Annotated in this window: 19 protein-coding genes, 4 tRNA genes and 1 pseudogene; 8 read left to right on the top strand and 16 right to left on the bottom strand. The window is 47.6% G+C overall.

All coding sequences use genetic code 11. The features are described from left to right. Positions 1-179: 179 nt before the first annotated feature. Both ACO6UX_RS03445 and ACO6UX_RS03450 read right to left on the bottom strand, forming a co-directional pair. Positions 180-1769 (bottom strand): hypothetical protein, encoded by a 1590-nt coding sequence (locus ACO6UX_RS03445; protein WP_422444900.1) that lies wholly within the window; start codon positions 1767-1769, stop codon positions 180-182. 122 nt (positions 1770-1891) lie between these two features. Beyond that, entirely contained in the window at positions 1892-3859 is a 1968-nt protein-coding gene (locus tag ACO6UX_RS03450; protein WP_422444902.1) for a cation:proton antiporter, read from the bottom strand. Positions 3860-3996: 137 nt separating this feature from the next. Between ACO6UX_RS03450 and ACO6UX_RS03455 the strand changes: the two genes are divergently transcribed. Further along, the gene (locus ACO6UX_RS03455; RefSeq protein WP_101748540.1) at positions 3997-4245 is read left to right on the top strand and encodes a glutaredoxin family protein; all 249 of its coding nucleotides are present in this window, start codon (positions 3997-3999) and stop codon (positions 4243-4245) included. A 125-nt stretch (positions 4246-4370) separates the two neighbouring features. After that, positions 4371-5255, top strand: coding sequence for a cation diffusion facilitator family transporter (locus ACO6UX_RS03460; RefSeq protein WP_422444905.1), 885 nt, complete (start codon positions 4371-4373; stop codon positions 5253-5255). Here ACO6UX_RS03460 and ACO6UX_RS03465 read toward each other — a convergent pair. After that, complete coding sequence (locus ACO6UX_RS03465) at positions 5212-6042, bottom strand: TatD family hydrolase (protein ID WP_422444907.1); 831 nt, start codon at positions 6040-6042, stop codon at positions 5212-5214. The genes ACO6UX_RS03460 and ACO6UX_RS03465 overlap by 44 nt on opposite strands. Before the next feature lie 142 nt (positions 6043-6184). On the opposite strand from ACO6UX_RS03465, the gene ACO6UX_RS03470 reads away from it, so the two are divergent. Then, a complete protein-coding gene (locus ACO6UX_RS03470; RefSeq protein ID WP_422444909.1) occupies positions 6185-6982 on the top strand; it encodes an MOSC domain-containing protein in 798 nt (265 codons plus the stop codon). Positions 6983-7027: 45 nt separating this feature from the next. Here ACO6UX_RS03470 and ACO6UX_RS03475 read toward each other — a convergent pair whose 3' ends face one another. The 6 genes from ACO6UX_RS03475 to xthA all read right to left on the bottom strand — a co-directional run bounded on the left by ACO6UX_RS03475 (position 7028) and on the right by xthA (position 14353). Beyond that, the gene (locus tag ACO6UX_RS03475) at positions 7028-7357 is read right to left on the bottom strand and encodes a type II toxin-antitoxin system PemK/MazF family toxin (RefSeq protein ID WP_269674358.1); all 330 of its coding nucleotides are present in this window, start codon (positions 7355-7357) and stop codon (positions 7028-7030) included. Then, on the bottom strand, positions 7357-7617 hold the full coding sequence (locus ACO6UX_RS03480; RefSeq protein ID WP_269674359.1) for an AbrB/MazE/SpoVT family DNA-binding domain-containing protein: 261 nt from the start codon (positions 7615-7617) through the stop codon (positions 7357-7359). The genes ACO6UX_RS03475 and ACO6UX_RS03480 overlap by 1 nt, the downstream gene beginning before the upstream one ends. 92 nt (positions 7618-7709) lie before the next feature. After that, positions 7710-10808, bottom strand: coding sequence for an efflux RND transporter permease subunit (locus ACO6UX_RS03485; RefSeq protein ID WP_422444912.1), 3099 nt, complete (start codon positions 10806-10808; stop codon positions 7710-7712). A 6-nt stretch (positions 10809-10814) separates the two neighbouring features. Further along, on the bottom strand, positions 10815-11924 hold the full coding sequence (locus tag ACO6UX_RS03490) for an efflux RND transporter periplasmic adaptor subunit (protein ID WP_422444914.1): 1110 nt from the start codon (positions 11922-11924) through the stop codon (positions 10815-10817). Between the two features lie 277 nt (positions 11925-12201). Further along, the gene (locus ACO6UX_RS03495; RefSeq protein WP_422444916.1) at positions 12202-13386 is read right to left on the bottom strand and encodes a hypothetical protein; all 1185 of its coding nucleotides are present in this window, start codon (positions 13384-13386) and stop codon (positions 12202-12204) included. Positions 13387-13534: 148 nt separating this feature from the next. Continuing rightward, a complete protein-coding gene (xthA, locus tag ACO6UX_RS03500) occupies positions 13535-14353 on the bottom strand; it encodes an exodeoxyribonuclease III (protein WP_422444918.1) in 819 nt (272 codons plus the stop codon). Between the two features lie 572 nt (positions 14354-14925). On the opposite strand from xthA, the gene ACO6UX_RS03505 reads away from it, so the two are divergent. The 5 genes and pseudogenes from ACO6UX_RS03505 (at position 14926) to ACO6UX_RS03525 (ending at position 18961) form a co-directional block, all read left to right on the top strand. After that, on the top strand, positions 14926-15255 hold the full coding sequence (locus ACO6UX_RS03505; RefSeq protein ID WP_020583484.1) for a MarR family winged helix-turn-helix transcriptional regulator: 330 nt from the start codon (positions 14926-14928) through the stop codon (positions 15253-15255). Between the two features lie 388 nt (positions 15256-15643). Beyond that, positions 15644-16723, top strand: coding sequence for a hypothetical protein (locus ACO6UX_RS03510; protein WP_422444920.1), 1080 nt, complete (start codon positions 15644-15646; stop codon positions 16721-16723). Then, complete coding sequence (locus ACO6UX_RS03515) at positions 16720-17832, top strand: tyrosine-type recombinase/integrase (protein WP_422444922.1); 1113 nt, start codon at positions 16720-16722, stop codon at positions 17830-17832. Before ACO6UX_RS03510 ends, ACO6UX_RS03515 begins: the two co-directional genes overlap by 4 nt. Positions 17833-18004: 172 nt before the next feature. Beyond that, positions 18005-18133: pseudogene (locus ACO6UX_RS03520) on the top strand (LIM domain-containing protein); the annotation flags it as partial. Positions 18134-18346: 213 nt separating this feature from the next. Further along, positions 18347-18961 (top strand): protein DA1, encoded by a 615-nt coding sequence (locus ACO6UX_RS03525; protein ID WP_422446125.1) that lies wholly within the window; start codon positions 18347-18349, stop codon positions 18959-18961. 17 nt (positions 18962-18978) lie between these two features. On the opposite strand, the gene ACO6UX_RS03530 is transcribed toward ACO6UX_RS03525, so the two are convergent. The 7 genes from ACO6UX_RS03530 to uvrY form a co-directional block, all read right to left on the bottom strand. Next, positions 18979-19052, bottom strand: a tRNA-Cys gene (locus ACO6UX_RS03530). Positions 19053-19075: 23 nt separating this feature from the next. Further along, positions 19076-19162, bottom strand: a tRNA-Leu gene (locus ACO6UX_RS03535). A 60-nt stretch (positions 19163-19222) separates the two neighbouring features. Beyond that, positions 19223-19296: transfer RNA gene (locus ACO6UX_RS03540), tRNA-Cys, on the bottom strand. Between the two features lie 108 nt (positions 19297-19404). Then, a tRNA-Gly gene (locus ACO6UX_RS03545) sits at positions 19405-19480 on the bottom strand. Between the two features lie 141 nt (positions 19481-19621). Continuing rightward, a complete protein-coding gene (gene pgsA / locus ACO6UX_RS03550) occupies positions 19622-20185 on the bottom strand; it encodes a CDP-diacylglycerol--glycerol-3-phosphate 3-phosphatidyltransferase (RefSeq protein ID WP_422444924.1) in 564 nt (187 codons plus the stop codon). 155 nt (positions 20186-20340) lie between these two features. Next, positions 20341-22185 (bottom strand): excinuclease ABC subunit UvrC, encoded by a 1845-nt coding sequence (gene uvrC, locus ACO6UX_RS03555; protein ID WP_422444926.1) that lies wholly within the window; start codon positions 22183-22185, stop codon positions 20341-20343. 169 nt (positions 22186-22354) lie between these two features. After that, the gene (gene uvrY, locus ACO6UX_RS03560) at positions 22355-22996 is read right to left on the bottom strand and encodes a UvrY/SirA/GacA family response regulator transcription factor (RefSeq protein WP_422444928.1); all 642 of its coding nucleotides are present in this window, start codon (positions 22994-22996) and stop codon (positions 22355-22357) included. Positions 22997-23097 lie beyond the last annotated feature (101 nt).

The following is a 23097-nucleotide window of genomic DNA, read 5'->3' on the forward strand; positions in this document are numbered from 1 at the left end:
CTGGAATAATATTGTTTAAAGTTGTTATCTCTGTTGTAGAGACGAATTTTCAAATATTTTAAACGAATCTAATATTTTTTAATCATAATTAATTGAGATACAAAATTTGTTTTTATTCCCTTTGCATTCCCATAAATGGATTAATAAAGATTTATATCTATTATCAAAATCAGTTTTTTTTACTGCTGACTTTCAGTAACCACATCTATACGGTAACGAATCGTATCTGCCAGAAAATATTCTGACCAGCTTCCAGGCTCTGCCTCCATAAATTGAAGAATTGGCTTTTGTACAGTGTTTGCTGCCCAAATACCATATCTCTGAAGAACAGGTGACAATAAATGCGTGGCAGCACCAAGTACCATTCCTTCATAAGTGGCATCAAATAGTTTAAACAACGGAGATGAAACATCAGATCCAGTAGTTAATTTAAATGCACCATAAATGACAGCAGGTATTGCGACACCAAGTGTCAGTAGTTGAAGTTCAGATAATTCCGGTAGTGCCAGGGCTTTATTGATGGATACTCCTATTGCTTCGGCCCGCTTGGTCAATGAATGAACCTGATGGGTCTGGTCCCGCCCTGCCATGCCCTGTTGGGCATACAGCCTCAACAGGATTTCAATAACCCCTGCACCCGTGGCCATTGGCAGAGCGTAGCTCTCATTAAAACTATGAGATTTGAGTTGGCCCTTAAAGAAATCTTCGTACCCTGCCTGAAGAGTAAGCTGAGTGGCTTTAACAATTGACCGGTCCAGTTCATTCTGTAACGCAAGATCCTCAATTGCATTAGAAAAACCAATGGTTTGCTTTAGTAACTTAAAGAAGTCTCCCGCCTCAAAAGCAAAGGTATTAAAACTATAGCCGACCATTATTTTTGCCAGGCCATTGATCGACTCTTTGTTCTGTCCTTGCAAATATTGCCACTCGTCACCGATGTGATTTTTCTGGATGTCAAACAGTGCTGATGCCACTGTGTTTGAGATACAGTCCATCAGCCTCTTGAAGGGGGCGCTCATAACATATGCCCGGATGGTTTGGCTTTTGGTTCTGGACGATGCCGAAGTCTCTCCATAATTGGCAGCTTCAAAAAGCAGGAACCCTTCAATAAAATCTGCTGAACATTGCGTTGCCAGGGATTTTTGGTTACCAAACGTTTGGCTCAGAACAAGATTTCGAATCGATTTAACAAGATCACCTCCCAATAGCTTATAATTCCATCTCATGAGTGCTTCGTAGAAAATAACGGGCTTTGGACCGAATGTAACTTCATCCATGAAGATAACAGGAATCATTTGAGGGAAAAATGCAGCAAGGGCTGACAACCTGGAAAGATCTTTCTCTTTTCTTATTCTTATTTTTATAATCTTGTCAACATGACTTTGGCCTGGCGCGAGTGTTAAATAAATCAGCTCATCTGTATTAACTCTTTTGTTACTTTCTTTTTTCAGTGCGCTGATTTGATCATGCCATAATATCTGCTGCTCACCATTTTCAAATAACAGGCTCTCATTTTCCAAAATAATTTGTACAGGAATGTTACCCTGAAGATCTTTCTTAAGACCTTTGGTATCGATGGCAATCGTGATTTCCTGCTGTTCTGAAGCTACTATTTCTAAATCAGAATGACTGTCTGGTGATAACAGGTAAACTTCATTTTGATGGGATGCATAAGCCAGTGAGGCGTTACACAATAAGAAAATCAAGGATATTAACCCGGGGAATCGAAGAGTCTGGAAACGGTCATTGGACACAATTATTCTTGGCATACCTACCATCCTGAATGGGAGGCACTCCATTGCCATTTCAATCTAAGGTTAACTATTTCAGGCCAGGAGCCTGAAATAATCCGACGATTATAATTGTTGTTTGCTTATTGTTAGGCAATAAATTAGTGAAAAAGTTTCTCAATGTGAGAAATATCGCTATTGCTTCCAGTCAAAACCACAATATCACCGGCATTTAAAATCATTCCGACTTGTGGTTGCAGCACCATATTATCTCGACGGACCTCGACAATTGAAACGTCTGTACCTTTAAAATCAAGAGACTCAATGGTTTTCTGATCTGCCGCACATTTTTTGCCCAGGGCAACGGCGTGGCGATAGGTTTTCGTATCATTCTCCAGCAGGTAATCACTAATGCCCGGATAAAAGCCGTTGAGGATTTCATACCCTTTGGTTCTGGCTTCATGGACTCTTTGACGAACACGGATAGGGTTCATGCCCAGCATCAATAGGGCATGCTTGACAATGACCAGGCTGGACTCGAGCACCTCTGGAATAACCACCGTTGCCCCGGCCTTTTTCAATGCGTCTGACTGACTGTCATCCCGCGTGCGAACAAGAACGGGAACCTCGGGCGATTGCTGTCGAACAGCCTGTAGGATTTTAAGCGCATTTTCGGGGCGGTCGATACAGATAACCACCTGACTTGCCCGCTCCAGTCCAACCGCCATCAGCAGTTCTAACTTCCTGCAGTCCCCAAAGAAGACCGGATCACCGGCAAGACCCGCTTCATGTACATGAATAGGGTCATCATCAATGGCAACGTATGCTTTGTTTTCCTGGGTCAAAAAGCGGGCAATGGTTTGCCCGACACGGCCATAACCACAGATCAGGGTATGGTGGTGTATATGGGCAGTTTGCTTGCGGACTTCCTCTTCTTTTATCCGATGAATACTCTGTTCGGATTTATCGAACTTGACCAGTTTAACGATGGCATTGCTGTTTCTGATCAGAAGCGGCGCAATAATCATCGATAAGATGGTAATCGCGAGTACAACGGAAGTCAGGTTGCCGCCACTCTCACCATATTGCGATGCCAGGGCAACCAGGGCGAAACAGAACTCGCCACCCTGTGCCAGTGACAGGCTGGTTCTGAGGGAGATATTTTTGCTCTCGGCAAAGGTTCTGGTCAGGGTGTAGATCACCAGAAACTTAAAGACGATCAATGCTACCGTACCCAGTAGAATCTCTTTCCAGAAAGTGACCAGCACATCCATATCCAGCATTAAGCCAACGGATACGAAAAACAGCCCGAGGAGCACATCCCGAAAGGGTTTGATATCAGCTTCAACCTGGTGTTTGTAGTGGCTCTCACCCATCATCATGCCTGCCACAAAACCGCCCAGCGCCATGGATAAATCCATTGCGTGAGAGAGCCAGGCGGCCATCAGGGCAATAACCAATGCCATAAGAACAAACAGTTCTTCAGACCTGGCCTTGGCAACTTCGTGAAAAATAAGGGGTAGAACCCATTTGCCAATGGCCAGCATGATCACCACAAACACAACCCCTTCGGCAAAGGCAAATCCGAGGGAGGAAGCGATGGAGTCACTGCCTCCACCGATCAGGGCAGGAATCATAATCAGAAAGACAACGGCGGCAATATCCTGAAATAGCAGGACACCGATGGCCAGCTGCCCCTGGCGGGAACGTATTTCGTTACTCTGGGTGAGTTCCTTGGAGACAATCGCGGTGGAGGAGAGCGCCAGTGCCGATGCACAGACAAAGGATGTGAGTACGGCAAAATCAAAAGCGATCAGAACGCCAAAAATGCCGACGCCTGTCAGGAGTACCTGCAACCCACCCAGGCCAAATACCTCTTTTTTCATGGCCATAATGGTTTTCATGGAGAATTCCAGGCCTAAGGTAAACAGCAGGAAAACCACCCCGATCTCGGCCAGCAGGGCAATATCAAAGTCCTGCTGTATCAGTCCGGAAGTTGTTGGCCCAAGAATGATGCCGACAAATAAATAACCCAGGCTTTCCGGCAGTTGAAATCGCTTGAAAAAGGCAATAGTGACGGCTGACAGAGCCAGAATAAGCATGAGTTGATTGAAAAATGTAAAGTCCATGGGATCGCCAGCTGAATTTATTAATGCCCAGAGAGAGTATAAGCAAAAACATCATATTGTAGTTATATCTACGTAATCTTTACTAACTCTACGGTTATATTATCGCTATGATAGACACCCTTTTTAGGGAATAGTTTATGATTCAACTGACTTTATATACCACGTCCGGATGTCACCTGTGTGAACAAGCTGAACAAATGCTCAATTTTCTGCAAAAGCAGCAGGTTTGCCGATGGGTAGCTGTCGAGATCAGTGAGGATGATCGTCTGGTTGATCGTTATGGTGTCCGGATTCCGGTCATCGCGTCAGCAGAGGGCAGGGAACTTGGCTGGCCATTTACCCTTGAGGCGTTGAATCAGTGGCTGATAACCCCCGTTTCAGGATAGGATAGCAATATCGACGGTTGTTAATTGGCAGGGATCGCATGATTAACTACGCTCTGGCTCAAAGACGAGAATCGCGTGCCAGGATGGCATCGTCCGGGCTTAATGACAGTAACACTGGAAAGAACGTGTCTGACGACAAAAACCGCCTCCTCAAACTGGCAACCTATGCCTCAGTGGCAACGGCAAGCCTGCTGATCATTGCCAAACTTATTGCCTGGTTTATGACCGGCTCCATGAGCCTGCTGGCTACCTTGCTGGATTCCACCATGGACATTCTGGCCTCCCTGATCACATTATTTGCCGTCAGGATTGCCATTGCGCCAGCGGATGAAGACCATCACTTTGGCCATGGCAAGGCTGAGCAGCTTGCCGTTCTGGCTCAGTCAGCCTTTATTGGTGGTTCGGCCATTGTTCTGCTGCTTAACACGCTTGACCGGATAACCGGTGAGGACGTGATGCTGGAAAATGAAAGCGCCGGTATTATGGTGATGGTCTTCTCCATCATTGCCACACTGATCCTGTTATCCATACAGCGCTATGTCATCCGAAAAACCAACTCAGCGGCTATAAAATCGGACTCACTGCATTATCAGGTCGATCTTCTGACCAATATTGCGGTGCTGGCTGCGCTGATTGGCACCAGCTATGGCTATCACCAGGTAGATAATGTTCTTGCCCTGCTGATTGGCGGTTATATGTTGTTCAGTGTCAGGAGTCTTGCCTGGGAATCCATCGAGCAGTTGATGGACAAGGCTCTGCCTGAGGAAGAACTTCAGGAAATTGAGAAACGGGCCCTCTCGGTTGACGGTGTTCTGGGTATTCATGACGTCAAAACCCGGATGTCCGGCTCAACCCCGTTTATTCAGATGCATCTGGATCTTGAACCACATACGCCGCTGATCTATGCCCACGATCTCGGCGTTCAGGCCAAGCGAGCAGTGCTTGAATACCTGCCCGAAGCGGATGTTATTGTCCATCTTGACCCTGAAGGTCATGATGAGGAGCCGTGAGATTAAAGAATTCCAGTGATGTTGCCCTGGTTTTCCGGGCAGCCTCTTCCGGGGATTGCCCGGTGTGCGTGGCAATCATTTGCACAACCTCAAAGAGAAAGGCCGGTTCATTTCTCCGGTTTTTCGGCTTTTTCGCCAATGTTCTTGGCAGCAACCATGGTGAATCAGTTTCCACCATCAATCGGTTTACAGGAATATCCTTCATCAGCGGGTGAAGATGGGTTCCCCGTCGTTCATCACAGATCCAACCGGTAATGCCAATATGGCAGTCCAGGTCCAAATATCGATACAGGGCTTTCTTATCGGCTGTGAAGCAGTGTACAACCAGCTTGCTGACCTGATCCCGGTAGTTTCTGATGATATCCGCAAAGCGCTCTGAAGCATCCCGCTCATGGCAAAACAGTGGCAGGCCAGACTCAATAGCCAGCTCTAACTGACGCTCAAATACTTTCTCCTGGACAGGCCGTGGGGAAAAGTCACGGTTAAAATCCAAACCGGTTTCGCCAACGGCCACCACCACTGGTTCACTGTATAAGGCTTTCAGCTCTTTAAAGGTCTGGGTATTGGCATCTTTGGCTCCATGCGGATGGATACCGGCGGTACAAAAGCAGTGTTCTGAATATTTTCTGGCCAGCCCCAGTACCTTCTGTGACTCTGTCAAAGAAGTACCGGTGAGGATCATGGTAGTAACACCGTGCTCAACAGCACGGCTGACAACTCCATCACGATCCTGGTCAAAAGCCTTATCACTGAGGTTAACGCCTATATCCACCAGCTGCTGTGTCATTGAGAATCCCGTTATAACCCGTATGTTTGCCGGATATTTTGCTGTTGATTCTTCTTATAAACAAGGTTCTCATCAACAGGCAATAGCCGTATCCTTAGGCGCTAATATTTTCAGTCTAAAAAATTTACAGGAGCAATGGCGGATGCAAGTCACCGGGCTGGCGATCTACCCAATCAAATCAACCAGGGGAATACCCCTGGAAAGCGCCCATGTCACTCGAAGAGGTTTTGAGCATGATCGCCGCTGGCTGCTGACGGATGAACATGGCAAGTTTATCACTCAACGGCAATATCCAGAGCTGGCAACCGTGGTCACATCCATTGTTGATGGGGGATTACTGATTACCCGGCCAGCGGTCGAGAACCTCTATGTAGCGATACCGGAGGAGGGCGCTTGCTCTTCCACAGTAACGGTTTGGAAAGACGATTGTCAGGCACTGGATGCCGGGGATGCTGCTGCCCGGTGGTTCAGCGATTTCCTGGCTATAAAATGCAGGCTGTTTTATCAGCCGGAACGATCAATCAGACCAACCGATGCCAGATACTCCCGACCAGAGGATCACACCAGTTTTGCCGATGGTTTTCCTTTCCTGCTCACCAATGAAGCATCTCTGGCTGATTTGAATCAACGCCTGACTGATGCAGTGCCGATGTCTCGCTTCCGGCCCAATATTGTTATCAGTGGTCAACAACCCTATGAAGAAGACACCTGGTCAGTGATCAGGGTAGGAGAGATCACATTTCGGGTAGCCAAACCCTGTTCACGGTGTGTGATGACCACCGTCAACCCTGAAACCGGACAGAAAGAGGGGAGGGAACCACTATTTACGCTGGCGCAATATCGTCGAACGGAAATGGGGGTTATCTTTGGCCAGAACCTTATTCCGGACCAGGAAGGTATTATCCGGATAGGCGATAAGGTTACGATTCTGGAATATTGAGTTATTCAGGTAATAGCAGATGCTATTGCCTGATGTCTTTTTTCGTCAGGCCACAATAGCCCTGACCTTTGCCAAAGCCTCATCAACGACCGATTTTGAAGCCCTTTCCACCTTTTTTATGTGTCTTGCCTGGTAATCTACCGTCCGGACCTGCTGGCACACTACAACCCCGGAAACCTGATTGCCCGCTATTGAAACTTCAAAGGCATGACCACGGGCAGTGGAGGTGACAGGTGCTACCAGAACCAGCTTTGTCTTCTGGTTAAATGCTTTTGGAGATAAAACCAGTGCAGGCCGAGTCTTCTGTATTTCCACGCCTCGCGTTGGATCAAAGTCAACCCAGATCACATCGCCACGCTCGGGAATATACGCCATTACAGAAGCTCCTCTCCCTTTGGTGCATCATTGAGCCATTCCCGGTCTTCTTCATCCAGAATGAAGGCACTGGCAGGACTGGCTGATAGCAGTTCGTCCATTGTGTACTCTTTATGGGAGCTGGCAGGTTTGATAACGATCTCACCATCAAGTGCTTCAATCTTGATACTGCTATTTACCTCAAGGCCAGCTTTGGCGAGAACCTTAGCGGGTAATCGCACAGCCGCGCTATTACCCCATCGCTTGATTTCAGTTTCCATGTAAAACCTTTTTAGTATCTATCTATGTAGATACTAGATAGTAGTCAGAAAAGTGTCAACAAGTGTATATACCTTTCGCTCCTTCTTGAAGATCATTTCTGTGCCATCCTTCTATCTTGCCTACGACCTGCGATCACCAGAAGGCAGGGCGTCAGAATCAGTGTCAGCAGAGTGGCAAAGGCCAATCCCCCGGCAATGGACGTTGATAGCTGATGCCACCACTGGGCAGTTGGGCCGCCAATCTCAAGTCGATGGTTGAACAGATCAATATTGGTGGAGAGCACCATTGGCATCAGACCCAAAATAGTAGTGACAGTGGTCAACATCACCGGTCGCAGACGCTGGGCACCGGTGCGAAGAATCGCTTCTTCAGCCTTCATACCCTGTTTGCGTAACACATTGTAGGTATCAATCAGCACAATATTATTGTTGACCACGATACCCGCCAGGGAAATAACCCCAATACCGCACATCACAATGCCAAAGGGTTTTCCAGCCAGAAGCAAGCCAAACAACACACCTCCGGTAGACAGTACCACCGCTGACATAATCAGGAATGCCTGGTAGAAGCTGTTGAACTGAGTCACCAGAATCATGGCCATCACAAACAGGGCAACCGCAAATGCCTTGATCAGGAACTGACCGCTTTCCTGCTGATCTTCATTCTGTCCTTTGATGGTAAAGCTGACTTCCTGTGGCACCTCCAATGCATCAAGCTGCGCCTGCAACTCGGGCAGCAGGTCATTGAGCAGAATGTCTTCGGCCAGGTTGGCACTGACCTTGACGGTTCGTTTACCATCCAGATGCTTGATACTGTCAACCTTGGGGGCAATCTCCCGGGTCGTGAAGTTGTTGATGGGGACCAGGCCCGCCGGGGTCATCAGCCGGAGCTGATCAATGCTCTCCAGGTGGCGGTCTGACTCAGGAAAACGAATACGAATATCCACTTCATCACTGCTGTCATCCGGACGGTAACCGCCCACCGTTAAACCCGAGGTCACCATCCGTACCAGACCACCGGCACTGCTGACATCGGCACCATAGCGGGCAGCTCCGGCACGGTCTACATCGATGCGCCATTCATAGCCGGAAGTAGGGCCGTCGTCTTCCAGATTGGTAAAGCCATCAATGCCGGTCAGAATCGTTCTGACTTTGCCCACGGTCTCGTGGAGGACATCAAGGTCTTTGGCACTGACCACCAATTCCAGGGGTTTACCCTGGGGAGGGCCATCTTTTCTTCGTTCAACGGTGATGTCGAGACCGGCGAAATGGGCAAGTTTCTCATTAATCTCTTCTGCCACCAGGGCTGCTTTGCGGCGATATTTCCAGTCCACCATATTCAGGCGGATGGTCCCCACTTCCTGGTTATCACCGGTTCGGGCATACAGCGTTTTTAATTCTGGCTGTTGCAACAGGATCGCTTCTACCCGTCGCAGAATCTCATCCTTTTCATCTATGGACAGGTTGCTGGAGTTCACGCGCACCTTGATCATGATGTTATTGGTGTCAACATCAGGAAAGAACTCAATGCCTTTGCCAAAACTGATAAAGGCAAAGTAAATAGCCACCACCATCGCCATGCCAGAGAACAATATTTTTAAAGGGTGCTGGATTGCTTTGGACAACGTGCGTATATACACACCGGCCCAACCTGGAACATTGTTTAAATCCCCCGTTTCCGCTTCGGCGATGGACCTTTTTTCCAGCTCACTGAGTTTTCTGGGCTTACCAATCAGGGAACCGATGGTAGGGATAAAAATCAGCGCCATCACCAGAGATGCGGAGAGGGTAGCAATCAGGGTTAATGGCAGGTACTTCATCATCTCACCCATAATGCCCGGCCAGAACATCAGCGGGAAAAAGGCCGCAAGTGTAGTGGCTGTGGACGCGATGATTGGCCATGCCATGCGTAACGAGGCTTCCTGATAGGCCTGCCTGCGGGCAACCCCTTCACTCATTTTCCGGTCAGCATATTCAGTGACCACAATGGCACCATCAACCAGCATGCCAACGGCGATCATCAGCGAGATCAGAACCACCATATTAATGGTTAAGCCCATCATGGCGATGATCAGAATACCGGTCAGAAAAGAGCCGGGAATGGCGATGGCTGCCAACACGGCGCTGCGCAGGCCCAGCGCCCCGACAATCACCGTTACCACCAGAGTGATGGCCGCCAGAACGCTGTTCTGCAGGTCGTTGACCATATCCACCACATCCACTGACTGATCACCCACATAGTCAACCTTCAGGGTTTTCGGTGCCAGTTTCTGGCCTTCAGCAATAATGGCTTTGGCCAGCATCACAGTTTCAATAATGTTTTCCCCGGGGCGCTTTTTGATTTCCAGGGCGATACTGTTGTTGCCGTTCATTCTGGCGTAACCGCCACCGTCCTTGAAGGTACTGAGAACGCTGGCAATATCACCAAAAGTAATTACCCGATCACCGTCCGCCTTGACGGGTTGGGAGAGGATATCAGCCACGGTTTTGTAGACAGCAGGGACCTTGACCGAGAACCGTCCCTTACCATTGTCCAGGTTGCCGGCAGCAACCAGCTGGTTGTTCCGGGAGACCAGATTGATCACATCCGCAGGCACCAGCCCGTAACTTTCCAGCTTGAGTGGATCAATAATAACGTCAACCACTTCCTCCCGATCACCAGCGATATCCACCTCCAGAATCTGCTTTCTGGATTCCAGCACATCCTTAAGTTCCCGGGCGATTCTCACCAGTGCGCGCTCGGGCAAATTGCCAGACAGTACCGCCGTAATCACCGGTTGCATACTGGCAAAGGAAATCTGGTTGATAATGGGCTCATCGGTATCCTGTGGCAGCTTACTTTTGGCAAGGTTAACCTTATCCCTGACGTCTGCAAGGACCTCATCCGTATCCAGTCCGGCGATAAACTCCAGGGTAATGGAGGCATGGGACTGGGATGCAGTTGCTTTGAGTTCCTTTACACCTTCTATCGCCCTGAGTTCATTCTCCAGGGGAAGTACCAGCAGCCGTTCGGCATCTTCCGGCGAGATGCCTTCGTGTGATACGGAGATATAAATGACTGGAATCGTGATATCAGGGTTCGACTCCCTGGGAATCGTAAGATAGCTGGCCAGCCCGGTCATCAGGATTAACGCCAGCAGCATCATGACCGTACGGGTCCGCATGAGTGATGCAGCAATCAGACTTTGCATTGGCCATTACTCCCCGGCAACCAGAGAAACATCAGGGTTGATGACATCAACCTGATCACCGGACCGAACAAAGCCCTGACCACGGGTAATGACCCTGGCCTGTTCGGGAATGCCTGTCACCCAGAGGCGGTCACTTTCCGACTTGACGACATCGACGGGGGTGAACTCGACCCGATTGCCCGTTGTCACCCATTTAATCCCCGGTTCGCCTTCTTCACTCAACGCAAGCCATGCAGGACTTATTTCCAGTGCCATAACTGCTTCCATCAACAGGTCGGCTTCAACGCTGAGGCCTGCGGGAACTTTCATATCAGGGTTCGGGATGGTTAGCTCAACAGAAAATGTCCGGGTTGATGGATCAGCCTGTCGATCAATAAAGCGAATAGTGGCTTCGCTGGTTGCTCCGTCGAGAAACCGGACAACCGCTTTCTGGCCGGAGGTAAAATAATTAATGTGATTCTGGGGAACATCGACATGGACCACCAGTGGGTCAAGGTCGAGAATTTCAGCCACCGGTTTTCCTTTATCAATAAAGTCACCAATTTCCACATAGCGCTTGTTAAGAATGCCGGAAACAGGGGCCTTAATCAGGGTATTGTCCCAGTGCGTCTGGAGCTGCTCTTTTTGCGACAGCGCCTCAGCCAGGGAAGCCTCTAGCTGAGTAATCTGATTATCAGCAATGTGTTTTTTCTTTTGCAGCATAAGGGCTGACTGGTAATCCTGCTCAGCTTGTCTGACACGAGCTTCAGCAGACTTCAGTTGAGCCTTCAGACTGCCTTCACGTAGCCGGATAATTTCGTCGCCCGATGCCATCAGCTGACCACGTTCAGCACTGATATTAATAACCCGGGCTGCCAGTTCAGCACTGACTGTGACGGTCCGGTCAGTTTCCGTGGTGCCATAAAGTGTCAGTGTGCGATTGACCGGTGATTGCTCAAAGTGAGAGGCCTGGACAACGGGAATAACCGTATTTTCCTGACTATCCCTGGAAGGCGGGCTGACTTTTTCAGCGTCGTTAATATTAACGACATCCGCAGTCAGCAGGTAGATACCAATGCCAACCGCTATAACACTGGCGGCTAACCATGAGCCGTTCACATTGACTAACTTTTGCACTCTTGTTTACCCCAGTATCATATTTTTATTCTGAGCTGGCAGTCATTGCCCTGACGTATTTCATCGTCTATCCGGCGAGTTACCGAAGCATTAGATAAGAATCATTTATAAAAAGTACAACGCCGGACGCGTATTAGTATCCATAAGATCCGGAGTTCTCGCAATATCCCATAGGAAATACGACCAGTTTCTTATAGTTCAACCAGGTGATGAAAGGAAAAGGGAGAATCTGACCACCATTTCTGAAGTGATCAGAGTTCTGAGTAAATGGAATGCGTTAGTTCACGGTTTTAGCATCAGGAGTAGATTGACCCCGGGAATATATTACCGGACGAAGAACATCCGACATTGGGTGTTCATAATAATGATGTGGCACATGGTGATAGCCAAAGCTGGCAAAGGTTAAAACCGTTTGAAGCCCATGGGCAAGAGAAGGCTCGGCAATCATTTCCACAACTGTATGCGCTAAATGCATGTGACCAAAGAGGTTTTCCCATGCACCATGATGGTGATCATGGTAGTGCTTCTGACCACCACTGATAAACTCACTGACACCATGGCTATGGTCAATTATCTCGGCAATATGGAAACCGGAACTTATCAGACTGGTCAAGGTGTGATACGCCGTCGGCCCAATACCAACAGAACCGGCAAGATTTTTCAAAAAGGCAAAGTGTGAATGATGATGACCATGGCTTGTTATGCCCAGCAATGAGCCGCTGTATTTGATAAAGTCCATGCCGTGCAACACCAGGCCAACCAGATCACCATAGCCGATGATGGTTTTGAATATTGGATCTCTGTACAGTTTCCAGCGATCAAGTACGTAGATAAATTCCGGAATGTTTTCCTGGTTGAATATAAGGACCATCGAGTAACTTTCACCAATATCCAGCACCATAAAATCGTCATGGACAGCGCTTGCAAGGTTCTCTGAATCTTTGAATGAAAGGTTGTGTGGTTCCGGCTTAAATAAGTGCAGGGTTTGAGAGTTCCTGGTTGTACCCGTCAGGTAGTCCGCAGCCTCGGTAATGTTGTCTAATTCTTTTTTGGCATGATGGAATAAGGACGGGTGTAGATGCGCAATCACAGCCCTGGTGGTCGGATTGTCTTTATCACCAAGCGACAGTTCATCATAATCAATACCTAACGGAATTTTGGTTTCCCTGCTGTCTTTTTGTACGGTGATTGAACCAAGCTCTGATAAGTCATTTAGATCTCTTTGAAAGTGCCCCTGAAACTTCATTTCTGCTAAAGAGGGCAGGTATGGAAAATCACCATCCTGTTCAAATTCCAGGACAGACTCACAAGCATTATTTTGGTCAGAGCATTGCACACAAATATGACCTTTAAATGTTCCCTTACCCAGATAATTTAATGATATTTCATGCTTTTTTACACCGTCATCCAGTCCTGCCAGACAATACCCGGGAAGAGAAGCAAAGAGAATGATAAAAAGCATTCTGCTTTTTTGCAAAGCGGTCATATTTATATCCCAATCATTTGTTATTGAATGGAGTTAGAATAGTCAGGCTTTGCAAAGATGCAAATACGAATGATTATCACATGATAAATAGAGTAAAGATTATCAATATCTTATAAAAAAGAATTTATATTAACTCAGAAAATTCAGCGATGACGGGGGCATGATCAGAGGGCTTTTCCATGGCTCTGATTTTATAATCCATAAAAATGGATTGGCATATCTGCATTAAAGAGTTGGTTGCAAGAATAGAATCTATTCTCAAGCCACGCTTTGGCTCACTCTCAAACCCACGGCTACGGTAATCAAACCAGCTGAAGAGATTGTCTTCATCAGGATATAGCTTCCTGAAACAATCAGTTAGCCCCCAGCCAAGCAGTCGGTCAAACCATTCCCGTTCTTCTGGCAAAAAGCTGCATTTGCCGGTTCTTAGCCATCGTCTGGCATTAGTGGGACCAATGCCAATGTCCAGGTCTGTATGAGAGATATTAAAGTCACCAATCACGAGAATATTGGAGGAGGGGGAACAGGAGTTTTGCAGATAAGTCTGCAGATCATTGTAAAACCTGGTTTTATCGGCAAATTTGGTCTCGTGGCTGCGATTTTCTCCCTGAGGGAAATAGCCATTAATGACTCTCAACATTTGCCCGTTCAACTCATAGTCGCCAATGATAACGCGACGCTGGGCGTCAGGCAGGTCCGTAGGGAATCCTTTTTGAACACTCACTGCAGGCGTCTTACTGAGTAATGCAACGCCGTAATGGGTTTTCTGGCCATGATACAAGACGCTGTAGCCCAGATCCTCAATGGCTTTCACCGGGAAGTCTTGATCAGATACTTTAATCTCCTGAAGGCCTATCAGATCAGGACTATGGTCATCAATTACCCGGGAGAGTTGATGTAAGCGCGCCCTCACGCCATTTACATTAAAACTGACTATTTTCATCGTTTTATCATCACCTTAGGGCAGGTTCAGGGTTGTCTGGGTGTTGCCATCGAGAGGATGTAACCAATATCACTAATTTAACATAATATATATTATGCGAACATTAATATCATCGATATAAACACTGTCTCTCAGAAAAAAAACACCTGTCATGGGCTTTATTCACGACAAAATATGCGTAATGTATTTTTTTAGAGAATTTTTTCCAAAAATCGTTGTCTAACACTTTACCAATATTAAGGAGACACTGCTCATTAGACGTCATTGAGCTCTATCCGCCTTCAGTCGTAATAATTGGCGGGCTGAATGACGATCTGGATGCTCCATGACTGAAAGGATCACCCTCTGAGCGTTTGTTTCCTGACGTAACAGTTTTGTTACTCATTGCCGAAATGTTTAACGACTGTGAACGGAAACTTGCTATAACAGTAGAAAACTGTCTAACATTTACTCTGGTATAGCAGTCGCCGTAACAGTTGTACAGACTAGGCTTAAGCCTAATAGCATGGAAAGTAAACGACGCTACTAGTCCACAACAAACCTCATAACTAACTAGAGAAAGGTAACTGCCAATGACTTTAAAAGGTCTTATCAAATTAACCCAGTTGATGCAGGAACAACCACTGACGGTTATCCAATGGCAAATTCTGCTCGTGGTTGCAGAAAACCCCGGGGAAACCATTACAGATCTTGTCAATGCTGAAAAGCTCACCTGTGGTACCCCAAGTGATATCGCGGTCAGCGTGAAACGTCTGGGTGAAGGACGGCACGACAGGCCTGGCCTCGGTCTGATCAAAAAGGTCCAGCACGAAGATGATGGTCGCTATTTCAAGCTGACCCTGACGGCCAAAGGCAAAAAACTGGTGGAAAAAATCAAGCAGAAAGCTCGATATCTGAAATGAACAAGCCAGTATCACCAGGGCTCTACACGGTTGTGGGAGTATTGTAGAAGTTACTCTTTAGGGCCCTAACCCTCCTCTATTCTTATCCTCACTATATCCACCTCTCATTTTTCTTCGGCATTTTGAGGCTGTCGAGAAACCCGGACCTTCCTCTCTTATTCCTAAAGTAAACCGGTTTCGTCTTAGGGGCGCACCGACACGTCGAATTACCCAATAAATCACCAACAGGCTCTGCCCTCTGCCTATGGCTACCCATATCCGCTATCAAATACAAATTACTGCCGGTAAGTTCAGTTACCGGCAGTAAAGTTTTATATTGTGAGACTGATAATACTGGTATTACAATACCGGTATTATTGGTTCTATATTTTGGGATACTACAGCGAATATGAAGAACTCAGAGCAGGACAAAGTCAGAAGGCAGCACATTTTCAGCATCCTTGATGACTTGAAAGAGAAAGGTGAGAGAATTAACGCCGACAAAGTCGCCCGCATCGGAAAAATGGGGAAGCAGACCGTGCTGCCTTATTACAATGAATGGCGATATTTAGGCGCTCTGGGCGAAGCCGAAGCGCTTGAATTGCCGGAGGATCTGGTCAGAGGCCTGAAAAGAGGAATTGCCCAATGGAAGCACCAGTTATCCGAAGAGCAGCGGGATTTTGCAGAGGCCGCTAACCAGGAGATCGATGAGCTAAAGGAAAGCCTGAATCAACTGCTGGAAAAGAATAGTCAACTGTCCCGCAGCAACTCTGAACTCCAGGATCAGGTTCAGCATATCAGTACAGAGCTGGAGACAACGAGGCTCAGTTTGCAGCAGAGAAACCAGGACCTGAAAGAACTGGAATCACTGCTGAAATCAGAACAGAGACAAACTGAACAACTGCAATCTGCGGCTGCTGAGCAAAAAGCCCTTCATCTTCAAGCCATCAGCAACCTGGAAAAACAGATGGACCAACGGAGCCAGGAGCAACTGAATCACTGGATTGGCGTGGTCGATGATGAGCGAAGGTTAAAGCAGGGATTGGAAAAGAAGATAAGCAACCAACTCCAGGAACAGCAGGAATTAAAAAAACACAATCTGGAGCTGCAAAGCCGATTGGACAGCAAATCGAAGGCATATATTCAGGTTTGCGAAGAAAGAAATAATCTGTCTTCAGAGAAAGGCAAGACAGAAGCCACGGTTCAGCTTGCCAATCAGCTTATGGTGCTGCTGGACAGCGATCAGGGCAATTTATTAGGTGCAGTGCGCAACCTTCTGGCGGGAGCCAGGGAATCCAATATGATGCAAGAGCAATACAGGACCGCAATATCAGATAAAGAAAAGCTGGAGAGTCGGCTGCTGGAAACAGAAGAGCGACTTGATGAAATCAGCACTCTTCGACTTGAACTTGAAAGAGCCCGCGGTATTGCCGAGGCCTTTGAAAAAGCGTTGTCTAAAAAAACCGATACTCCTGAGGTAACGCAGTGAGCCAGCCGATTCACCCTTCTGTTTTCCTGAATGCCCTCCCCGCCCTGCCCGCTCATCATGGTACAAATGACAATATGATGGGAGCGGGCAATGATGGTGAAGCAATGGTGCTTTTTCTGAACAAGTCCGGAGCCCGCTCAGAAGAGACCCTGCGCCGTTATGAGCGAGAAATAACCAGGCTGACAGCGTTTTTGTACTTTGAATTAGGAATTGGGTATAAATATGTGCGCCTTAAGCACCTGCAAGCCTATGTCGGCTTTATCCAGAACTTACCTCCGCGCTGGCTGATGCCTGGCATTCTTCCCGGTCAGCCGGAGAAAATTATGTTCAGATCCCCCATCAAGCCAGGAAAAAGCACCGATCAAGTTATTGATGTACTGTCCTCTTTTTTCTCTTTTCTGGAGAAAAATCGCTATACCGCTGGCAATCCAGCCGCATCACTTATTCGTTCGGGTGAAAAGGTAGCCCGGGGCAACACCATCATCCGATATTTTTATGATAATGAGTGGCAATTTATTAAAGAGTGTCTGGCAAGCCTGCCAATGGGCACCGAAAGAGAACGAATGGAATCAGCCCGAACCCGCCTTATCCTCTCTTTAAGTTATGGGCTGGCTTTACGGGAATCTGAGCTGACCGGGCATACCTGTTCAGATATACACCCCGATAATGACAACGGTTTTTATCTCAGTGTTTTGGGTAAGGGCAGAAAAAGAAGGCAGGTCCCCCTGAATAGAGTGCTTCAACAGCAAATCATTGAATACAGGCGCATGAATGGATTCTCAGGCCTGTACGGAGACCCTTTTCCCCTGGCACCAAAAACACGCAAAACCGGGGGGCTGATCACCCCGCTTTCAGCCCGGGGGCTTCGATTCTGGTGGCGATCCTTTATGGAAAATTGCCAGAGCAAGGCCTCACCGGATATCAGGCACAGATTACAGGGGCTGCCATTTCACACGCTGCGCCACACAGCACTGACGCACCTGGCTCGAACAATGGATATCGAAGACCTTGCTATATTTGCAGGTCATGATTCAATCAATACCACAAGCCAGTACTACCATGCAGAAGCAAGTAGACTGAAAAAGATGGCTGCCGATCATCATATCTGATTACGCTGAAAAGAAGACCATATCACCATGAAGAATTGTTTTTACCAGTAATAAAGGAGGAATTCTTCCGTAAATGGTCTGGGGACTGATTACTCATACATCAGGGAAGGTCATGAACTATTGCCAGGGCTGTAAAAAACCACTCAAGGGCCAATGCGTTAAGGCAATGGGCATGCGCTGGCACCCGGGGTGTTTCAGGTGCAGTGGCTGCAGGAAGCCATTTGCAGGAAAGGCTTTTGTCGTATTCCGGAACCAGGCCTTTCATCCTGACTGCCTGAGGTGTCCGAGTTGCAGAAAGCCCGTCAAGGGAAACTATGTAGAACTTGATAAAATGGCCTGGCACCCGGTTTGTGCCCAAAAGCAGACCGCCCCACTCTGCTCTGTCTGTCGGAACCCTCTCACCAGAAACTACTTTGTGGATTTCTGGGGCAATGCTTTTTGCAATAACCATGATGGGCATCCGGAGTGTTCCAGCTGCAGCCGGCTTGTTTGTGACAATCTCACCAATGGCGGTATGCAGTATCCCGACGGGGTTGTTATCTGCAACAAATGCAGCCTCAATGGCGTTTCCACCCAGGAGCGCGCCGACCGCATTGCTATTGAAATGCGCTCAGCCCTGGCATCGGTTGGACTTAGCCTGAACTCGACACAGACGCCTGTAAAACTCTGCGGCCGCGATGAGCTAAATGACGCCAGTCATCACGACTTTCATGATAATCACCCCATTCTGGGAGTTACCCGAACCACAACAACCCACCGGAAAGGACAGATATTAGCCAGAAATTTTGACTGCATTTTAATCCAGATCAATCTGCCGGAAGAACATTTCCGAACCGTCATGATTCATGAACTCACCCATGCCTGGTTTTTTTACAATTATTATGAAAATCTGCCACTGAAGGTAGAGGAAGGAATGTGCGTATTAATGGAGTATATCTGGTTAAAAAACCTTAATACCAAAGATGCTGAATTCAGAAAAAAGCAGCTAGAGCAAAGTGCTGACCCAATTTATGGCGATGGGTTTCGGGAGGCCAGAGAGTCATTGAAGCACATGCCACTGACCACACTTCTGGAATTTATCAGGGATAAAAAGAAATTCCCCGGTCGCTGGAGCTCTTTCTTTTTTTAACAGAAGGGAAAAAGAAATGGAGGCGAGTACCGGAGTCGAACCGGTCTAAATGGAGTTGCAGTCCACTGCATAACCGCTTTGCTAACTCGCCCTTCTAAAAAGAAGAAATATGGATGGTGCCCGAGGCCGGACTCGAACCGGCACGATCTTGCGATCGAGGGATTTTAAGTCCCTTGTGTCTACCAATTTCACCACTCGGGCAGTACTTGAATAGTACAGAGTAAAAGCATAAAAAAACAGGCTCAGCCTGCAATTTTATTCTGGAGGCGAGTACCGGAGTCGAACCGGTCTAAATGGAGTTGCAGTCCACTGCATAACCGCTTTGCTAACTCGCCAAAATCTTGAGCCTGGCTTGTTCTTGATGCAAGAGACAAACCTGAACATTGAAAGCATCAATGTATCGTGCTCGTATTTATGCAATTGAATCACATAAACGGAATAATTGGAGCGGGAAACGAGGTTCGAACTCGCGACCTCAACCTTGGCAAGGTTGCGCTCTACCAACTGAGCTATTCCCGCACGCTTTTTTTTGATAATCAACAATCGGCAATCGATAATCAAGAACCAGTGCTAGACGACTTTGGCTAACTGCCTGCCAGCGCCCGAACACGAAGCGTATTTTAGGTTTTTTTGCTTTGATGTCAACCGCTTTCCGTCACATCAGTCAGGCTTATTGAACGGAGAAAGATCTGGCCAGGCAGCCTTCAGATAAATATACATGGACCATAGTGTCAGAATTGCTGAAATGTACAGCAAAACAATACCAAGTAAACCAATCCAGGAATCAACAGGCACTGGTGATAATAGCAGTAAGGTAATGGCTGCCATTTGAGCCATGGTTTTCGCCTTACCGATCATGCTCACGGCAACACTGGTCCGCTTACCCAGTTCAGCCATCCACTCTCTCAGGGCCGAGATGACGATCTCCCGACCAATAATGATCAGAGCCGGCACCGTCATCCAGAAGGCACGAAACTCATCAATCAGCAGGCACAGCGCCGTGGCAACCATTATTTTATCAGCAACCGGGTCAAAGAATGCCCCGAAAGGGGTTGTCTGATTGAGCCGACGGGCAAGATACCCATCAAACCAGTCCGTTGCGGCAGCGAAAGCAAATATTCCAGCACAGGCAAGGTAACTCCACTCAAATGGGAGATAAAAAATAACGACGAGAAATGGGACCAGAACAATTCGTGTTAGTGTTAGAAAATTCGGGACGTTCATAACTACTTAATTAAGCCCTTGTGCTGTAAGGCCATAAAGCATTCAGCTGGCAGCCTTGGGACGTTATTGGGACGGTTTGACATATCGCCTTACTCTTTCGGGATGATCCCAGAAATCAAAGCAGGGCATACGGTACACAGTCCTGCTCTTCGGTGCTAGTCATTATGAAAATATTCATGTATCTGCTGCGCCAGCTTCAGACTGATACCCTCAACTTTCTTCAATTCTTCGATGGTTGCACCACTCACGCCTTCACGACCACCAAAAAACTTCAATAGAGCTGATCGCCTTTTGCTGCCAATACCCGGAATATCTTCCAGCACGGAACGGTTTCTGGCCTTTTGCCTGCGCTGTCGATGCCCGGTGATGGCAAAGCGGTGTGCTTCATCCCGGATCTGTTGTATCAACAGCAATGCTGCGTCAGCACCTTCGGGGTTGAGCTCCTGATCCTGGTAAATCAGTGTTTCAAGCCCGGGCTTTCGGGTTACTCCCTTGGCAACCCCAAGCAGGGGAATGGGCAATTGCAGCCTGGTCATCACCTCCGACGCCTTTCCTAACTGCCCCTTACCCCCATCAATAATGATAAGATCCGGCCTGACCCCCTCCCCTGCATTTGCCTCCGCCAGTTTCTGATAACGCTTATCAAGAGCCATCGCCATGGCGGCATAATCATCCCCGGGCTCTATACCAGTTATATTGTAACGACGGTATTCACTGAACACCGGCCCTTCCGGACCAAATACCACACAGGATGCAACAGTTGCCTCCCCCATGGTATGGCTGATATCGAAACACTCCATACGCAGGATGGGTTGCTCAATGTCCAGTAAACCCTTAAGTTGTGCGTATCGCTGGTTTAAATGGCTCTTGCTCGCCAGGTGACTTTCAAGATTCTGCTGCGCATTTTTATTGGCCAGGCCTAACCAATCGTGCCGTTCAGAACGTACCTTGTCCTTGATCTTGATTTTCTTGCCAGAAACAGCCTGGATCGCGTCCTCAATAGTATCTGCACCGGCCAGCTCAAACGGAACCACGATCTCCTCGGGAAAATCACGACTGGCAAACAGCCTGACATAGAACTGGGCCATAAAATCTTCCAGGTAATCAGACCGTTCAGCTTCCAGCTTAAAATCAGGAAAGTAATATTTATGGCCAAGCAACCTGCCAGAACGAACAAAGAGCACGTCAAAACAGGTATTGCCACCCATTTGGGCAAACCCGATCACATCAATATCACCGGCCGATTTGGTCACCGTCTGCTGTTCCTGAACAGCCCGGAGGTGGTTGATTTTATCCCGGGTTGCCGCCGCCTCTTCAAAATCCAGGGATTCCGCAGCATCTTCCATGCGCTTTATCAGCGAACGAATTAACTGCTGGTTTTTGCCATCCAGGAATTGCCGGGTATCCTCAAGATCCTGCTGGTACTCTTCTTTTGAGACCAGGCCAACACAGGGGGCCTTGCAACGGTTGATTTGATATTGCAGGCAGGGCCGGGTTCTATTGTTGAAATAGATGTCAGTACACTGACGTATCTTAAAAATCTTCTGCAGCAGGTGCAGGCTTTCCCGAACCGCTCCGCTACTGGGGTAAGGCCCAAAATACTGGCCTTTCTGTCGTTTACGTCCACGACAGGAGTCCATCCTGGGGAAATCATCATCTCCGGAAATATAGATATAGGGGTATGACTTATCGTCCCTCAGCAAAATGTTGTAGGGTGGCTTTCTGTCTTTTATCAGGTTTTGCTCAAGCAGCAGCGCCTCAGTTTCAGTGTGGGTAATCGTCAGTTGAATATCAGCAATCTTGCTTACCAAAGCCATGGTTTTGGTGGTAAGGCCGGTTGCCCGGAAGTAGCTTGAGAGACGATTTTTAAGATTTTTCGCTTTACCGATATAGAGTGTTTTGCCACTGTGATCACGCATATCATAGACCCCCGGACGGCTCGACACCTTTTCCAGAAATGATTTGTGATCAAACTTTTTGCTTTCTTCACTACCTGTCATGAACCACCAGACAACGGTTATCAAATCACCTGCTCATTATATCTTCACAGCGCGGTAGAAACGAATAAGCCTGCATTTTTCAGTACAGGTAACAGGATTTTCGGGCATCAGCACCGGGAGTAGCGAAAGGAACTCAACAAGAGGTTCATCAGAGCCTGTAAGGCAGCGTTCACTCTATGGTATCTACCAGGTCATGGCGAATAGCCAGGTGTGTCAGCTCGACATCACTGGTGATATTCAGCTTTTCAAACATCCGGTAGCGATAGCTATTCACCGTTTTGGGACTAAGGCATAACTTATCGGATATGGTCTGTACTTTCTCGCAATTAACAATCATAAGAGCTATTTGCATTTCGCGATGAGAGAGCTGATTGAAGGGTGACGCGCTGTCTGGCTCTATAGCTTTCAAAGCCATTTGCTGGGCAATTTCCGGGGAAATGTATTTCTTTCCGGTAAATACCGTGCGAATGGCTGTAACCATTTCGGTAATATTTGAACTTTTGGTGACGTAACCTGACGCGCCGGCTTCAAGCAGCCTGGTGGGAAATGGGTCATCCATACAGACGGTTACGGCAATGATTTTTGCATGAGGGTTGATCTGGCAGATTTTCCGGGTGGCTTCGAGCCCGCCAATGCCGGGCATTCTGACATCCATTAACGTGACATCCGGAGTGAGTTCCCGATAAAGGCTGATAGCATCTTCACCGCTGACAGCCTGGGCTACAATTTCAATACCCTCAACATCAGCTAACATGCGAGAAATTCCAGTTCTCACCAAATCATGATCATCCGCAACCAGAACTCGTATCAAAATCTACTCCGGTATGTTTCTTATCGTTTTATTGTGAAAGATTATGCACAGAGTTGATGGGGCTTAAAACCCCGGGAGAAAAAAAAGGCATAAAACCAGTA

This window comes from Endozoicomonas sp. ALB091 (assembly GCF_049310265.1).
Classification (GTDB): Bacteria; Pseudomonadota; Gammaproteobacteria; order Pseudomonadales; family Endozoicomonadaceae; genus Endozoicomonas.

What these genes read in the sequence shown, in the direction of transcription:
- ACO6UX_RS03445 (WP_422444900.1), bottom strand. Translation starts at nt 1,769, where the DNA reads ATGCCAAGAATAATTGTGTCCAATGACCGTTTCCAGACTCTTCGATTC.
- ACO6UX_RS03450 (WP_422444902.1), bottom strand. Translation starts at nt 3,859, where the DNA reads ATGGACTTTACATTTTTCAATCAACTCATGCTTATTCTGGCTCTGTCA.
- ACO6UX_RS03455 (WP_101748540.1), top strand. Translation starts at nt 3,997, where the DNA reads ATGATTCAACTGACTTTATATACCACGTCCGGATGTCACCTGTGTGAA.
- ACO6UX_RS03465 (WP_422444907.1), bottom strand. Translation starts at nt 6,042, where the DNA reads ATGACACAGCAGCTGGTGGATATAGGCGTTAACCTCAGTGATAAGGCT.
- ACO6UX_RS03470 (WP_422444909.1), top strand. Translation starts at nt 6,185, where the DNA reads ATGCAAGTCACCGGGCTGGCGATCTACCCAATCAAATCAACCAGGGGA.
- ACO6UX_RS03475 (WP_269674358.1), bottom strand. Translation starts at nt 7,357, where the DNA reads ATGGCGTATATTCCCGAGCGTGGCGATGTGATCTGGGTTGACTTTGAT.
- ACO6UX_RS03480 (WP_269674359.1), bottom strand. Translation starts at nt 7,617, where the DNA reads ATGGAAACTGAAATCAAGCGATGGGGTAATAGCGCGGCTGTGCGATTA.
- ACO6UX_RS03485 (WP_422444912.1), bottom strand. Translation starts at nt 10,808, where the DNA reads ATGCAAAGTCTGATTGCTGCATCACTCATGCGGACCCGTACGGTCATG.
- ACO6UX_RS03495 (WP_422444916.1), bottom strand. Translation starts at nt 13,386, where the DNA reads ATGCTTTTTATCATTCTCTTTGCTTCTCTTCCCGGGTATTGTCTGGCA.
- xthA (WP_422444918.1), bottom strand. Translation starts at nt 14,353, where the DNA reads ATGAAAATAGTCAGTTTTAATGTAAATGGCGTGAGGGCGCGCTTACAT.
- ACO6UX_RS03505 (WP_020583484.1), top strand. Translation starts at nt 14,926, where the DNA reads ATGACTTTAAAAGGTCTTATCAAATTAACCCAGTTGATGCAGGAACAA.
- ACO6UX_RS03510 (WP_422444920.1), top strand. Translation starts at nt 15,644, where the DNA reads ATGAAGAACTCAGAGCAGGACAAAGTCAGAAGGCAGCACATTTTCAGC.
- ACO6UX_RS03525 (WP_422446125.1), top strand. Translation starts at nt 18,347, where the DNA reads ATGCAGTATCCCGACGGGGTTGTTATCTGCAACAAATGCAGCCTCAAT.
- pgsA (WP_422444924.1), bottom strand. Translation starts at nt 20,185, where the DNA reads ATGAACGTCCCGAATTTTCTAACACTAACACGAATTGTTCTGGTCCCA.
- uvrC (WP_422444926.1), bottom strand. Translation starts at nt 22,185, where the DNA reads ATGACAGGTAGTGAAGAAAGCAAAAAGTTTGATCACAAATCATTTCTG.